Annotated in this window: 17 protein-coding genes; 4 read left to right on the top strand and 13 right to left on the bottom strand. The window is 73.2% G+C overall.

The window, feature by feature from the left end:
- Positions 1-83 precede the first annotated feature (83 nt).
- Positions 84-1,085, top strand: coding sequence for an agmatine deiminase family protein (locus KIH74_RS05915; RefSeq protein ID WP_214154745.1), 1,002 nt, complete (start codon positions 84-86; stop codon positions 1,083-1,085).
- 41 nt (positions 1,086-1,126) lie between these two features.
- Positions 1,127-1,261, top strand: a complete 135-nt coding sequence (locus KIH74_RS37500; protein WP_281417676.1) for a hypothetical protein — start codon at positions 1,127-1,129, stop codon at positions 1,259-1,261.
- A 30-nt stretch (positions 1,262-1,291) separates the two neighbouring features.
- On the opposite strand, the gene KIH74_RS05920 is transcribed toward KIH74_RS37500, so the two are convergent.
- The 11 genes from KIH74_RS05920 to KIH74_RS05970 form a co-directional block, all read right to left on the bottom strand.
- The gene (locus KIH74_RS05920; protein ID WP_214154746.1) at positions 1,292-1,759 is read right to left on the bottom strand and encodes a RidA family protein; all 468 of its coding nucleotides are present in this window, start codon (positions 1,757-1,759) and stop codon (positions 1,292-1,294) included.
- Positions 1,760-1,838: 79 nt separating this feature from the next.
- Positions 1,839-2,186 carry a hypothetical protein gene (locus KIH74_RS05925; RefSeq protein ID WP_214154747.1) on the bottom strand — a complete coding sequence of 116 codons (348 nt, stop codon included), beginning with the start codon at positions 2,184-2,186 and terminating at the stop codon, positions 1,839-1,841.
- 97 nt (positions 2,187-2,283) lie between these two features.
- A complete protein-coding gene (locus tag KIH74_RS05930; RefSeq protein WP_214154748.1) occupies positions 2,284-2,691 on the bottom strand; it encodes a hypothetical protein in 408 nt (135 codons plus the stop codon).
- 65 nt (positions 2,692-2,756) lie between these two features.
- A complete protein-coding gene (locus KIH74_RS05935; RefSeq protein WP_214154749.1) occupies positions 2,757-3,305 on the bottom strand; it encodes a cysteine hydrolase family protein in 549 nt (182 codons plus the stop codon).
- On the bottom strand, positions 3,302-3,814 hold the full coding sequence (locus tag KIH74_RS05940; protein WP_214154750.1) for a P-loop NTPase family protein: 513 nt from the start codon (positions 3,812-3,814) through the stop codon (positions 3,302-3,304). The genes KIH74_RS05935 and KIH74_RS05940 overlap by 4 nt, the downstream gene beginning before the upstream one ends.
- A gap of 49 nt (positions 3,815-3,863) precedes the next feature.
- A complete protein-coding gene (locus KIH74_RS05945; RefSeq protein WP_214154751.1) occupies positions 3,864-5,039 on the bottom strand; it encodes an adenosine deaminase family protein in 1,176 nt (391 codons plus the stop codon).
- Positions 5,040-5,069: 30 nt separating this feature from the next.
- Positions 5,070-6,299 carry a metal-dependent hydrolase family protein gene (locus KIH74_RS05950; protein WP_214154752.1) on the bottom strand — a complete coding sequence of 410 codons (1,230 nt, stop codon included), beginning with the start codon at positions 6,297-6,299 and terminating at the stop codon, positions 5,070-5,072.
- 3 nt (positions 6,300-6,302) lie between these two features.
- A complete protein-coding gene (locus tag KIH74_RS05955; protein ID WP_214154753.1) occupies positions 6,303-7,580 on the bottom strand; it encodes an ABC transporter permease in 1,278 nt (425 codons plus the stop codon).
- Positions 7,577-8,662, bottom strand: a complete 1,086-nt coding sequence (locus KIH74_RS05960; RefSeq protein WP_214154754.1) for an ABC transporter permease — start codon at positions 8,660-8,662, stop codon at positions 7,577-7,579. The genes KIH74_RS05955 and KIH74_RS05960 overlap by 4 nt, the downstream gene beginning before the upstream one ends.
- A complete protein-coding gene (locus tag KIH74_RS05965; RefSeq protein WP_214154755.1) occupies positions 8,659-10,185 on the bottom strand; it encodes an ABC transporter ATP-binding protein in 1,527 nt (508 codons plus the stop codon). Before KIH74_RS05965 ends, KIH74_RS05960 begins: the two co-directional genes overlap by 4 nt.
- Complete coding sequence (locus KIH74_RS05970) at positions 10,182-11,216, bottom strand: BMP family lipoprotein (protein ID WP_214154756.1); 1,035 nt, start codon at positions 11,214-11,216, stop codon at positions 10,182-10,184. The genes KIH74_RS05965 and KIH74_RS05970 overlap by 4 nt, the downstream gene beginning before the upstream one ends.
- A gap of 213 nt (positions 11,217-11,429) precedes the next feature.
- Between KIH74_RS05970 and KIH74_RS05975 the strand changes: the two genes are divergently transcribed.
- Positions 11,430-12,452: a LacI family DNA-binding transcriptional regulator gene (locus KIH74_RS05975; RefSeq protein WP_214154757.1), complete on the top strand. Its 1,023-nt coding sequence runs from the start codon at positions 11,430-11,432 to the stop codon at positions 12,450-12,452.
- Positions 12,449-13,198: a creatininase family protein gene (locus tag KIH74_RS05980; protein ID WP_214154758.1), complete on the top strand. Its 750-nt coding sequence runs from the start codon at positions 12,449-12,451 to the stop codon at positions 13,196-13,198. Before KIH74_RS05975 ends, KIH74_RS05980 begins: the two co-directional genes overlap by 4 nt.
- 140 nt (positions 13,199-13,338) lie before the next feature.
- Here the strand turns inward: KIH74_RS05980 and KIH74_RS05985 are convergent, their stop codons facing one another.
- Together KIH74_RS05985 and KIH74_RS05990 are read right to left on the bottom strand one after the other, a co-directional pair.
- On the bottom strand, positions 13,339-13,845 hold the full coding sequence (locus KIH74_RS05985; RefSeq protein ID WP_214154759.1) for a hypothetical protein: 507 nt from the start codon (positions 13,843-13,845) through the stop codon (positions 13,339-13,341).
- A 48-nt stretch (positions 13,846-13,893) separates the two neighbouring features.
- Complete coding sequence (locus tag KIH74_RS05990; RefSeq protein ID WP_214154760.1) at positions 13,894-14,586, bottom strand: hypothetical protein; 693 nt, start codon at positions 14,584-14,586, stop codon at positions 13,894-13,896.
- Between the last annotated feature and the right edge of the window lie 4 nt (positions 14,587-14,590).

Raw genomic sequence — 14,590 nt, forward strand, 5'->3', positions numbered from 1 at the left:
CGGTCCGGCTGACGGTGGTGGACGGTCGCGTCGTCCATCGTTCCTGACCGGGTCGACCTGTGTTCGCTGACGATCGGAGAACCATGACCGAGACGACGATGCCCGCCGAGTGGGCGCCGCACCTGCGCACCTGGATGGCCTTTCCCACGCCGAACCCGACGTTCGGCGACGGCCCGGACCTGGTGCGTGCGCGCCGGGCCTGGTCGGCGGTGGCGAACACGATCGTGCGGTACGAGCCGCTGACGATGCTGGTGGACCCGGGTGACCGGGCGGCGGCGGGCGCGCTGCTCGACCCGCGCGTCGAGGTGGCGCAGGTGCCGCTGGACGACGCCTGGCTGCGGGACTCGGGTCCGACGTTCGTGCACGACGGCACCGGGCCGGCCGCGGTGGACTGGCGGTTCAACGGCTGGGGCGCGCAGTCCTGGGCGCGGTGGGACCAGGACGCCGCGGTGGCCGTGGCGGTGGCCGGGCTGACCGGCACCCCGGTGGTGGACTCGCCGCTGACCCAGGAGGGCGGGGCGTTCCACGTGGACGGGGCCGGCACGGTGCTGCTGACCGAGACCGTGCAGCTCGATCCGGACCGTAACCCGGGCTGGACCAGGCAGCGGGTGGAGGCCGAGGTGCACGCCCGGCTGGGCACCAGCACGGCGATCTGGCTGCCGCGCGGGCTGACGGCCGACTACGGCGAGTTCGGCACCCGCGGGCACGTGGACATCGTGGCCGCGTTCAGCAGCTCCGGCGCGGTGCTGGTGCACACCCAGCCGGACCCGGGGCACCCGGACCACGCGGTGAGCCAGGAGGTCACGGCGATCCTGCGGGAGCGGGGCCTGGACGTGGTGCCGCTCCTGGCCCCGGAGCGGCACGAGGTGGACGGTGAGCTGACCGACCACTCCTACGTGAACCACTACGTGGCCAACGGGGTGGTGGTGGCCTGCGCGTTCGACGATCCCCGGGACGAGGCGGCGAGGGCGGTGCTGGAGCGGGTGTACCCGGGCCGTACGGTCGTGCCGGTGGACGCCCGGGACATCTTCGCGTTCGGCGGCGGCGTCCACTGCATCACCCAGCAGCAGCCGGTCTTTCCGTAGAACCAGAACAGAGGACGACGAGATGGCCCGCGCCGGTCGAGGTGTGGGCCGCGACCGGCACCACGCGGCCGGCCAGGGCGGTGGAGGCGACCCGGGCGCAGCCCGGAGACCGGTCCGAGCGGGCGTTCCGGCTGGGGCTGGAGAGCCTGCTGACCGGGCTCGCCGGGCTGCTGTGAGGTGGGCCCGGCGACGCCGGGGAGCCGCTCTCAGCCGATGGTGAAGACGGCCTCCACCTCGACCGGGGAGTCCAGCGGCAGCACGGCCACGCCGACGGCGGAGCGGGCGTGGGCGCCGGTCTCGCCGAAGATCTCGCCGAACAGCTCGCTGGCGCCGTTGATGACGCCCGGCTGGCCGGTGAAACCCGGTGCGCTGGCGACGAATCCGGTCACCTTGAGCACGCCGGTGAGGCGGTCGGCGTCACCGACGGCGGCGGCCGCGGCGACGATCGCGTTCAGGGCCGAGATCCGGGCCAGGTCCTTGGCCAGGGCCGGGTCGACCAGGCCCTCGTCGTCCCCGACCTTGCCCAGCGTGGACAGGGTGCCGTCGACGAAGGGCAGCTGGCCGGCGGTGTAGACCAGGTCCGCGTGCACCTTGGCCGGGATGTAGACCCCGGCCGGGGGCACGACCTTGCCCAGGTCGATGCCGAGTTTCGTCAGGGCGGCGGAGACGCTCATCGGGGCGTTCCTTTCATCGGGTGCGGGGTGACCGGGCCTCCCGCTGACGGGGGACCCGGTCACATACATATCGCAGCCCTCAGCCCGACCAGCCCTCGACCCAGGACTTGGCGTGGGCGTGGCCCACCTTCACCGACGGCAGGTCCTCGCCCGAGGCGAAGATCACGGTGACCTCGGCGTTGGGCGCCCCGCACGCCCGGTAGGCGCGCACCTCGTCGGTGTAACCGTGCCCGTCCGGGCCGATCGACTCGCGAGTTCCCTTGGTGCCGAAGATCTTCGCCACCCTGGCCTTGGTCGCGCCCGGCTTCACCTTGCCGAACTCGGTGACGGTGACGCAGGCCTTGTTCTTCGGGGCCGCCTCGGCGGCGGCCGCTCCCCCGAGCGTCAGGGTGGCCACCACCCCGGCGGCGATCAGTGCTCGGCGCATGACGGGTTTCCTCTCACTTCCCCCCGGGCTCCTCCCGGCTCACCTGCTCCGACGCGCGCCGGGCCCGGCCGGTTGTCAGGTTCCCGAAGGGGCAGCCTCAGGAGAGGTCCACGCTGTCGGTGTCCGCCGTGTGCGGCCGCTTGCCGTTGTAGATCACGACCACCTTGGTGAACAGGCCCTTGCGCACCTTGGTGGCCACGAACTGGGCCGGGTAGGTCCGCATTCCGTCTTCGACGCAGGTGGGCTCGCAGAGGTTGATGTAGACCTGCCCCTTGCCGATCGCGTTGAGGCGTCCCCAGTGCTGCCAGGTGATGCCCGTGGCGCCGTAGTTGTCGTCGGCGCAGGCGAAGGAGATCTGTTTCGGCTCGGCCACCGGTTTCCTGGCGTCGCAGAAGGTCTTGATCCTGATCGGGGTCTTGGTGCGGGCCTGCGCCACCGTCGTCGAGCCCACCAGGGCGCCCAGCGTGATCATCGCGGTGGAACCGATCGCCACGAGCTTCTTCATACTCTCACCGTAGGGAGCCCGGAGTCCTTCCCCCCAGACACCTTTCGGGGGACGGCCGGCCCGGATCAGCCGCCCGTGCCGGCTGCCCACTCCCCCACGGTGACCACCTCGGCCTGCATCGGGAACACCTTGGTCATGAGCACGTCGTGCACCTGCGGATCACCGTCCAGGCAGGCGTCGGCGAGCACCGTGAGGCGGTAGTCCAGGTCGGCGGCCTGGCGCAGGGTGGACAGCACCACGCCGCTGGTGGCCACGCCGGTCAGCACCAGGTGCTCGATGTTCTGGGCCCGCAGCACCATGTCCAGGTCGCTGCCGGCGAACGCCGACACCCGATGCTTGAGCACCACCACGTCCCCCGGCTCCGGGGCCACGTCCGGATGGATCTCGTTGGCCGCCGGGGTGTTCCCGGCGCGGGCGGGCATCCCGCCGAACATCTTGTTACGCGGGTGGATCTCGGGAAACCCTGGCCGGAAGGCGATTTTCACGTAGACGACCGGGACGGCGGCGGACCGGGCCGAGCTGATCGCCGTCCCCAGTTTCGCGAGACACGCCTCGGCCGGATAGCGGGCGAGCACCTGTTCCTGCACGTCCATCACGAGCAGCGCGGTGGTCATGAGCTCTCCTTCGGTAGATCGAGCAGCCAGCGGCGGACGGCACGGCGGCTGGTCAGGACGACGACGTCGGCGTGGGCGGCGTGCTCACTGATCATGACGCGCACCCGCGGGCGCATGCTGCGCCGGAACCCGAGCACGTAGCGGACGAAGTTCCAGGTGATGCGGTCGTAGACCCCCTGGTCGGGGTGCTGGCCCCCTCGGTAGGCGTACCGCCGCCGGAGGATTCCCCACAGGCACACCGGCGGGGGGATGTCGAGGAAGACGACGGTGTCGGCGCGCGCCAGGCGGATGGGCATGCTGGCGGCGTAGTTTCCGTCGACGACCCATCGCGGACCGGCCACGATCTCTTCCTGCCGGGCCGCGAACTCCGCCGGCGGGAGGGTGTTCCAGTCGCCGTCGTAGTAGAGGCCGTCGAGATGGGTGAGGGGCGCGCCGAGGTGGGCGGCCAGGGTGCGTCCCACGGTGGTCTTGCCGCTGCCGCCGCAGCCGAGGATGGCGATCCTGTCCATGCCGCCCGACGCTACCGGCGCCACCGTCACTACCGGCCGGTCGAGGGCCTCAGGCCGGCACCACCCCTTCCGCCGCCGCGATCACCGCTGCCCGCAGAGCGTCCCGCTCACCGGCGCTCTGGAACGTCGCCTCCACGGCGGCCAGCTCCGCGGCCAGGAACTCGGCCGCGCCCCAGCCGAACTGCTCCTGGATCACCCGGAACTCGGAGCTGATCGACACCAGTGACATCCCCCGGTTGTCCGGGTTGATCGTGAGCGTGAAGCCGAGTTCGCGCAGCAGGTCGACGGGGTGGTTGGGCACGCCGTCGACCAGGTTGCCCTTGGAGTTCGAGGTGACGCAGACCTCCAGCGGGATGCGGCGGTCCACCACCCAGCGCGCGGTGCGGCCCAGGGTCAGCTCGCCGCGCCCGGCGGCCCGGGCGGCCGCGACGTCGCGCACGGCGGTGGCGGCACGCAGGGGACGGCCGTCGAGCGCGACGTCCTCGATCACCCGGATCCCGTGGCCCAGGCGCAGGGCGTGGGCCAGGTGCACGGTCTCGTACACGCTGTGCTCGCCCTCGTGCTCACCGGTGTGGATGGTGCACGGCACACCCTCCGCCCGCAGCAGGTCGGTGGCCCGCAGGTGCTCGCTCACCGGGAACCCGTCCTCCGGCCCGGCCAGGTCGAAACCGGCCACGCTGCCGCCCCACTCGCCGTAGGTGGCCACGGTGAGCCGGGCGATCTCGTAGGACAGCTTCGACGAGCGCATACCGCACAGCAGCTGGCGGGCGCGGATCCGCCCGCCGGCGGCGGCCACCTCCCGCTCGCCCCGGGCCAGGCCGTCGGCCACGGCCTCCACGGCCACCCGCAACGGCAGCCCACCCAGCACGTGTTTCTCCGGGGCCCAGCGGGTCTCGCCGTACAACACGCCGTCGGCGGCCGCCTCCAGCACCCACTCACAGGCCGCCCGCGAGATGCTCTCCTCGGTCTGCATCACGGCCGTGGTCAGGCCGAACTTCTCGTCCCAGTGCCCGACCACCGGCTCGGTCACCCGGCCCTTGAACCAGCCGGCCAGGGTGTCCGGGTCGTCGTAGGGCAGCGCGACGCCCGCGGCGGCGGCCAGTTCGATCAGGGTCTCGGGACGCAGCGAGCCGTCCAGGTGGTCGTGCAGCGTCACCTTGGGGAACGCCGCCCACGGCTCCTGCGGCCGCGACCAGCGGGGAAAACCGTCCCGGGCGAAAGACATGATGTGATTTCTCCTTGCAGAAGAGGGGTTTCAGGACGACGGCAGCTGCCCGGCGACCACGCGGCCCCGGGAGACCACGGCCACCAGGTTCTCCGGGCGCAGGTCGGCCAGGTCGTGCGCGGGCCGGCCACGCACCACCAGCAGGTCGGCACACAGCCCGGCCCGCAGGCTGCCGGTCACGCCGTCCAGGCCGACGGCCGACGCCGCCCGCGACGTCGCGGCCTCCAGGGCCCGCCCCGCACTCCAGCCGAACAGGCCCGCCATGGCGCGCACCTCGTCCATCTGATCACCGAACCGCACGTGGTAGCCGTTGGCGTCGGTGCCCAGCACGATCTCCAGGCCGGCCTCCTCGGCGGCCCGCAGCGCCGCGTCACGCCGGCCGACCAGCTCGGCGGCCTTGTGCTGCTGCTCGGGCGTGACCCCGGTGCCGGCCGCGATCCGGTCGTTGATCAGCAGGGTCGGGGCCAGGGTGACGCCCGCGGCCGCGGCCCGCTCCGCCTGCCCGGCCGTGATCAGGGTGCCGTGCTCGATCGAGTCGGCGCCGTGCTCCAGCGCCACCCGCACCCCCTCGGCGGTGTGCGCGTGCGCGGCCACCCGTAGGCCCAGGGCGTGCGCCTCGTCGACGATCGCCGCGATCTCGGCCGGCGTGTGGTTACGCCAGGAGTGCTTGTCCCCCACCGAGAGCACGCCGCCGCTGGTGGCGATCTTGATGCCGTCGGCACCCGAGCGCGCCCAGTGCCGCACCAGCGCCCGGCAGGCGTCCGGGCCGTCGGCCACCGGCGGGCGCTCGCGCACCGCCGCCGGGGTGAACAGGTCGCCGTGCCCACCGGTCATCGAGACCATGCCGAAGGCCAGCACCCGCGGCCCGGTCACGACGTCCTGCTCCAGGGCCCGGCGCAGCGAGAACTGGATGTCGTCGGCGGACAGGTCGCGCACCGTGGTCACCCCGCCCCGCAGCGCCCGCTGGGCCTGGGCCAGGCCGTGCAGGGTGCGCTCCTCGGGCCGGGTGACCAGCGGCCAGCCGAGGAAGTCGGCGCGCGCGGCCGAGGCGTTGCCGACCAGGTGCACGTGCGTGTCGATCAGGCCGGGGATCACGGTGAGGCCGGTGCCGGCCGCCGCGGTGGCCGGCGCGACCGGCGCGACCGCGGTCAGGGTGCCGTCGGCGGACCAGCTGACATCGGCGGGGCCGAGGTCGCGGGTGCCGTCCCACACCGGCAGGCCCGTCAGGTGCCCGGCGGCGGGTCGGGAATCGGTCAGCACGGCTCAGCTCCTGGAGGTACGGCGCGGCACGAACCGCCCGAGCGCGGCTGGGGGACGCATCGTCCGCCCGGACACGACGAGCACCGCGAGGGTGACGAGATAGGGCGCCGCGGTGGGCAGTTCGGCCGGCAACGGGACCACCGCGACCACCACCAGCACGGCCGTTCCGAGCAGCAGCGGGGCCAGCGCGGGGCGCACCCCGGCCGAGCGCAGGCGGGCCACGCCCAGGCCGGCGAACACCACGCCCAGCACCAGCAGCAGGGCCCGGAAGGTCTCCGGCCGGCCCAGGCCCACCGCGTCGGACAGCCCGAACAGGGCGGCCCCCGCGGACAGGCCCGAGGGTGTCCAGTTGCCGAAGATCAGCGTGGCCAGGCCGATGAACCCGCGCCCCGCCGTCTGGCCCTCCACGTAGGCGCGCGAGACCAGCACCAGGTAGCCGCCGGCGAACCCGGCCAGCGCCCCGCCGGTGCACACCGCGATCCAGCGGGTGCGCTGCACGTGCCCGCCGAGCGCGGTCAGGGCGGCCGGTTCCTCACCGGCGGCCCGCCAGTGCAGCCCGAACGGCGTGCGCCACAGCAGGTACGCGCTGGCCGGCACCAGGGCCAGACCGATCAGGGCGGCCAGCGACACGTCGCGGGTCAGGCCCCCGACGATGCCCGCGAACTGCGAGAGCACCGGAAGGTTCGCCCGCTCCAGCGACGCCAGTGCGTCCGCCGTCCCGAAACCGCCCGACAGAAAGGGGATCCCGACCTCGGGCAGGGCGCCGTCGATGCGGGGTGAGCGGGCGATCGTGCCGCCGTCCACGCCCTGGAAGGCGATCTCGGAGCAGAACCGCGCCGCGGCGGCCGCCACCACGTTGACGGCGACGCCCACGACGAGCTGGTTGAGCCCCAGCTCGACGCACAGGAACGCCATCATCGCCCCGACCAGCAGCCCGCCGAGCATGCCGCCCAGCAGCGCGGCCCACGGGCCGAAGTGCCAGCCGCACAACCCGCCCGTCCAGGTGCCGGCCACCATCATGCCCTCCAGGCCGACGTTGATCACGCCGGCCCGCTCGCAGTACAGGCCGCCGAGCGCGACCACCAGGATCGGCACGGTCAGGCGCAGCGCGGAACCCCAGGTGGCGGAGGCGGTGATGCCGGGGGCACCGACGGCGTACCGGGCCAGCACGAGCAGGAGCAGGCCGCCCAGGGCAAGGCCCAGGAAGCGGGCCGGGCGCCGTCCGGGTCTCACGTCGTCCTCCAGGGTGGACGACGGAACTGCTGGCAGCGTGGTGCTCATGGGGTCACCTCGACCGGGTCGGAGCGGCGCCGCGCCCGGGCCCACAGGCCGAACCGGTGCTCGCCGTGCTCGACGATCCAGTAGGCCACGGCCGAGCTGAGCAGCACGACGGCGATGAACAGCTCGCCCACCTCGGTGGGCAGCCGCACCAGGCCGAGTACCTGGGAACTGCGCTCGACGAAGGCCAGCACGTAGGCGCCCAGGGCGGTGCCGACCGGGTGCGAGCGGCCGAGCAGGGCGGCGGCCAGGCCGAGGAACATCAGGTCGGTGGGCATGGTGCCGTCGTAGCGGTGGGCCACGCCCAGCACGTGCGGCAGCCCGACCAGCCCGGCCACGCCGCCGGACCAGAGCATGGCCTGCACCACGCGGCGGTTGACGGGGATGCCCGCCGAGGCGGCCGCGTCGGGTGACAGGGCGGCGACCTGGAGGGTGTAGCCGAACACGCTGCGCCGCTGCACGAGGTGGTACACCAGGCCGCAGATCACCGCGACCAGCAGGAAACCCGAGACGGCGGTGCGGTTTCCGTCGCCCAGGTCGAACAGGTCGGGCATCGAGCCGCCGGCGCCGATCATCCGGGTGCCGGTGTCCTGGCCGGTGTCGGCGCGGAACACGTGCGCGAGCAGGATGGCGATGGTGGTGGTGGCCACGGCGTTCATCAGGATCGAGGTGATCACCTCGTTCACGCCGCGGTAGATCTTCAGCAGGGCGGGCACGAGGGCCCACAGCCCGCCGGCCACGGCCGAGGCGAGCAGGGTCAGGGGCAGGGTGATCACGGCCGGGAACGGCAGGGCGGCGGCGACCACCGCGCCGGTCAGGGCCGCCACCCGGTACTGGCCGTCCACGCCGATGTTGAAAAGGCCCATGCGCAGCGCGAAGGCGGCCGCGATCCCGGCCAGGTAGAGCGGCACGGCGTTGTTCAGGGCGATCACCAGCGAGTTGCGCTGCGTGCCGTACTGCCACATCACCTGGTAGGCCGAGGCCGCCGAGTAGCCGCTCACGGTGAGGAAGAGCGTGGTGACGGCGAGCGCGATGAGGATCGAGATCACCGGCGGGGCGAGGGCTCTCAGCACGTGGCGGGTCATGCGGCACCGGTGTGGCGGGCGCCGGTCATGTGTTCTCCCAGGGTGGTCGGGTCCAGGTCGTGCGGGTCGAGCTCGGCCACCAGCCGGCCGCGGTGCAGCACCAGCAGCCGGTCCGACAGCGCCAGCAGTTCCTCCAGGTCGGCGGAGACCAGCAGGGTGGCCAGGCCGCGGTCGCGGGCGGCCACCAGCTCGCCCCAGATCGCCGCCTGGGCGCCGATGTCGACGCCGCGGGTGGGGTGGGCGGCGAGCAGGACCCTCGGCTGCCCGCGCAGTTCGCGGCCGACCACGAACTTCTGCTGGTTGCCGCCGGACAGGGCGGCGGCCGGGGTGCCGGGGCCTGCGCCGCGCACGTCGTGGCGGGCGATGATCTCGGCGGCGGCGCGGGTGGCGGCGCGCCGGTCGAACCACGGGCCGCGGCGCACCGGTGGACGCGTGTGGTAGCCGAGGGCGCTGTTGTCGCGCAGCGTCATCGGCAGCACCAGGCCGTCGCGGTGGCGGTCCTCGGGGATGTAGGCCAGGCCCCGGGCGCGCCTTTCGGCGGTCGGCAGGCCGGACACGTCCTGGCCGGCCAGCTCGACCGTTCCGTGGGCCGGGGTGCGCCCGAGCAGGGCGAGCAGGAGCTCGGACTGGCCGTTGCCCTCCACGCCGACGACGCCGACGATCTCGCCGGAACGCACGCTCAGGTTCACGTCGTGCAGAAGTGGTACCTCGCCGGGCCTCCCGACGCCCAGGGCGCCGGTGCGCAGCACCACCTCCTGGCCCGGGGGTGCGGTGCGCGGCTCCACGTGCGGCATCTCGACCTGCACCATCATCGCGGCCAGGTCGCGGGCCGTGGTGTCACCGGGCAGGGTGTGACCGGCCACGCGGCCGGCGCGCATCACGGTGATCTCGTCGGCGAAGGCGAGCACCTCGTCGAGCTTGTGCGAGATGAACACCACCGCGGCGCCCTCGGCGGTGAACGCGCGCATCGCGCTGAACAGGGCCTGGGCCTCGCTGGGGACCAGGACGGCGGTGGGCTCGTCGAGGATGATGACGCGTGCCCTGCGGTAGAGCACCTTGAGGATCTCCACGCGCTGGCGGGCACCGACCCCGAGATCCCGCACGTAGGCGTCCACCGGCACGTCGAAACCGTGCCGGTGCGCCAGCTCCGCCACCCGGCGCCGGGCCGTGGCGGCGTCCAGCCGCCAGCGGCCCGGCTCGTCGCCGAGCACGACGTTCTCCCACACCCGCAGTGCGCCCGCGAGCAGGAAGTGCTGGTGCACGATGCCGACGCCGAGCCGCTGCGCCTCGCGCGGGGAGCGCAGGTCGTGGCGGCTGCCGGCGACCTCGATCGTGCCCGCGTCGGGGCGTTCCTCGCCGGCCAGGATCTTCATCAGCGTCGACTTGCCGGCCCCGTTCTCGCCCACCACCGCGTGCACGGTGCCGGGCGAGACGGTGAGGTCGACACCGTCGTTGGCCACGACGTTCTCGAAGCGCCGGACGATCCCGCGCAGCCGGACCAGCGGCTCGGTCGTCGCGGTCACAGCGCGGAGGGGACCTTGATGTCGCCGTCGGCGATCTTCTTCGCCGCCGCGTCGAGCTGGTCGGCGTAGGCGTCGACGAAGCCGCCGGAGGTGGAGTAGCCCACGCCGCCGTTGGCCAGGTCGAACTGCTGCTCGCCGGTCTTCAGGTCGCCGGCCAGGTACTGGCTGATCGAGTCCTTGACCGCGACGTCGATGTTCTTCGTGGCGGAGGTCAGGATGTACGGCTTGATCTTGGCGTCGACCTGCTCGTACACGTCGCCGTCCACACCGATCGCCCAGTTCTGCCGGGAGGAGCTGCTGGAGTCGGCGGCCTCCTCGTACACGCCCTCGCCGGAGCCGCCGGCGGCCGCGTAGACCACGTCGGCGCCGTCGGCGTACATCGTGGCGGCGGCCTCCTTGCCCTTGGTCGGGTCGGAGAAGCCGGTGAAGTCGCCGAGCGGGGAGAGGTAGGTGGAGTCGACGGTGATGTCGGGGTCGACCGACTTGGCGCCGGCCTCGTAGCCGCCGAGGAAGTTCTGGATGCTCGGCTGGTTCACCCCGCCGACGAACCCGATGTGCCCGGACTTGCTGGCCAGGGCGGCGGCCATGCCGACCAGGTAGGACGACTCCTCGGCGGCGAACGAGACGGTGGTGGCGCCCTCGATCGTCGTGCCCTTGTCCACGTCGACGGCCACGAACGCGGTGTCCGGGTGGTCGGTCTCGGTCATCGGCGTCGTCCACTGGAAACCGATGCCGACGGCCAGGTCGGCGCCCTGCTGGAGGGCCAGGTCGACACGGTCCTGGTAGTCGTCGGTGTTCGGGCTGGACAGTTCCAGCGGCGTGAACGACGAGTCCTTCTGGGCCTGGGTGAAGCCGGCGTAGGCGCTGTCCTGGATCGAGTGGTCGCCGGTGGTGCCGTACAGCAGGGCCACGGTCTTTCCGTCGCCGGAGGCCTGCGCGGTGGTCGTCGCGGCCTTCTGCCCGGAGCAGCCGGTCAGGGCCAGGGCCGTGACGACGGCGCCGGCAGCCAGGGTGCGGTGCGCGCGGTTCATGGGTCTCCTTGCTAAGACATCGATTGCACATGGTTCGTGGGCTCACCCGCACGGGGAGTGGTGGCCGACGCCGTCGACGAGTATCAGGAGCTGGTGTTTCTTGGCTGTTGCCGATCGCTTTCAGATGCGGGACGGTATGGCAAAGCGTGAAATCGTTTGCCTATAGTTGCCGCGTCCTCTTGCACCGCCCCCACCTCCGGCAGGGAGAACGCCTTGGGCGCAGCCACGCTCGCCGACGTCGCGGCCCGGGCCGGCGTCTCGGTCGCCACCGCCTCCCGCGCGCTCAGCGGCTCACGGCCCGTCGCCCCGGACAAGCGCCGCCGGGTGCTGGAGGCCAGCCGGGCGCTCGGCTACCAGCCCAACGCCGTGGCCAGCGCCCTGCGTGCCTCGCGCACCCGCACCGTCGGGCTGCTGCTGCCGCGTTACTCCACGCTGTTCCTGTCCGCGCTGATCGAGGCGGTCAGCACCTCGCTCGACGACCACGACGTCGCGCTGGTACTGCGGCACGCCGACCCGGACGAGGCCTTCGACACCCATGTCCGTGCCCTGCGGGCCCGCCGTGTCGACGGCATCGTGCTGTCGGCGCCGAGCATCGAGGCCGGCCGGGCCGCCGTGGCCGGTGCCGGTGACGTGCCGGTGGTGCAGGTCGGCCGGTTCGTCGACCCGGACGCCACCGACTCCGTCGGCCTGGACGAGGACCGCGCCACCGGGCTGCTGTCCGACCATCTGGCCGCCGGTGGCGCTCGCCACGCCTTGGCGGTGGGCCTCGACCCGGCCACACCGGCCGACCGGCGCCGGCTGGCCGCCCTGCGCACGGCCGGTGAGCAGGCCCGGCTGTCGCTGCGGGTGGCGGCCTTCGACGGGTCGGACCTGAACGGTGGCATCCGGGCCGGCGAAAGACTGGTCGCGCAGGGCTTTTCCGGGCACGACTCGATCGTCGCGGCGAACGACGAGGTGGCCGCCGGGCTGATGGCGGTGCTGCGCCTGAACGCCGTGCGGGTGCCCGGCGACGTCCAGGTCGCCAGTCTGCTCGACCTCACCCCCGGCGCCCGCACCCACGCCGTCACCACGCTGCGCCACCCCTGGCCGGCCATGGGGCGTGAGGCCGTGCGCCTGCTGCAACAACCCCGCAGACCTGAGGACGACGTGGCCCGCCGGGTCCAGCTCGCCCCCGCCCTGGTGATCGCCCCCTCGACCCGATCACCCGAAACCGTTTCAGCACAGGAGAAATCGTGATCGACGCCTACCGCACCCCCTGGCCCCAGGTGGCCGAGCACCTGCGCACCGGAGAGGGCCTCGCGTTCCTGCCCTTCGGCGCGCTGGAACAGCACGGCCCGCACCTGCCGCTGGGCACCGACACCGCGACCGCCACCGCCGTGGCCCGGCGCCTGGCCACCCGCCTGGACGCGGTGCTGCTGCCGCCCGTGCACTACGGCGACACCTGGAACAACGCCGGCTATCCCGGCACCCTGTCGCTGTCGGCCGCCACCGTCACGGCGATCGCCGTGGACATCGGCAAGGCGCTGGCCGCCTCCGGGGCCGGGGCGCTGGTGGTGGTCAACGGCGACTGGGGCAACCGGAATCCGTTGTACAGCGCCATTCGCACGCTCCAGGACGAGCAGGTGATACCGGCCCTCGCCCTCGACCACCCGGGCTGGGACGCCGCGGCCACCGCCCTGCGCACCAGCCGCGAGGCCGCGCCGGGCCTGGCCCACGCCGAGGAGCTGGAGACCTCGCTCATGCTCGCCATCGACCCGGACACCGTGCACCCGGAGCGCTACGTCAGTTGTTACCCGGCCTTCCCCTCCGACTTCGGCACCCGGCCCATGCAGTTGCACCCGTTCTCCGAGTCCGGCGTGTTCGGCGACCCGGCCCCGGCCACCGCCCACACCGGCGAGGCCCTGCTCGACGCGGTGGTCGAGGGGTCACTCGCCGTGCTGGAAGACCTGCGGGCGCAGGTGCGGGCGCGGCGCGGCCTCTGAGACCTGCCGCCGGAAAGGAGACTTCACGACCGACGGACCTCAGGGCCCCCGCGGCCCAGCGGTCAGCGTTCAGCGGTCAGCGGCACTGCGGCCCAGCGACGCTGCGGCCCAGCGGCACTGCGACGCAGCGACGCAGCGGATCAGCCGGCGGTCGCCGAGGCCGTGGCCGACGCCGTCGGCACCGAGATACCGCAGGCGGTGAGGGCGGCCTGAACGTTCTCGTCCTGGAGCAGCTCGGTGAACTGGCCGCCACCCTGACCGCCACCCTGACCGCCACCCTGACCGCCACCCGGCCCACCGCTGGGCATTCCGCTGGGCCCACCGCTGGGCATGTCCGTCGGCATCCCGCTGGGCATACCGGTCGGGCGTTCACCGGCGCCACCGCTGGGCATGTCGGTCGGGCGCCGGCCCCCACCGCTCGGCGTCGGCACCGAAATACCGGCGGCCGTCAGGCATTCCTGGATCTGCTGGTACTGTCCGTCGCCCCCGCCGAAGCCTCCCCCGCCCCCGGGACCGCCGGTGGCCGAGGCCGTGGACGAGCCCGCGGACGAGGACGCTCCGGACGACGAGCCGCCACAGGCGGCCAGGGCGAGCAGGAGCGCCGGGGCGAGGGCCAGTACGGCGAGAGACCTGCGGGTGCGAAGCATCGGGTGGAACTCCTTCTCCTGGATTCGGCAGACCTGGTGCGAACTCGCTCAGCGGGCGGTGATGCCTGACGCGGTGACGGTTCCGTCGTCCGCGGTGGTTCCGGTCACCGACACCGACACGCCCTCGGCCAGACCACCGAGCGCGGTCGCGGAGGAGTCCGAGATCGTCGTCCCCCTGGGAACTTTCACGGTGACCTCGGTGCCGGCGAAATTCTTCACCGTGAGGGTGCGGCCGGACACCCCGACGAGGGTGCCCACGACCACGGGTGTGCCGGTGGTGGCGGCGGGGGTGCTGCCGGAGCCCTGCGTCGTCCCTGGTTGAGAAACCCCACCGGAACTCTCACCGACCCCCTGACCCGAGCCCTGACCCGAACGCTGGCTCGAACCCTGACCACCGCCGGCGAACCCGCCACTGCGACCACCGCCCGGGAAACCGCCTGCGCCACCGGGGAATCCGCCCTGGCGACCACCGGAGGCCAGGCCGCCGGCCAGCGTCCCCGAACCGCCGCCGGGAGAACCGGACCCGGCGGCGCCGAAGTGCTGCTGCACCACGGCACCGCCGATGAAACCGACCCCGGCCAGCACGGCGGCGGCCAGCGCCGCGGTGACCCGGTTGACGCGGGGGCCGGTCTCGGCGAACAGGTCGAGGTCGTCGTCGGCCGGGGTGATCGGGGCGCCGTCCCATTCCTGTTGCCCGGGAACGGGTTCGAGCGGTGAGGCAGGGGGCGGCGTACGGGTCACGCGC

The sequence above is a fragment of the Kineosporia corallincola genome (genome assembly GCF_018499875.1).
In the GTDB taxonomy this organism is placed as follows: Bacteria; Actinomycetota; Actinomycetes; order Actinomycetales; family Kineosporiaceae; genus Kineosporia; species Kineosporia corallincola.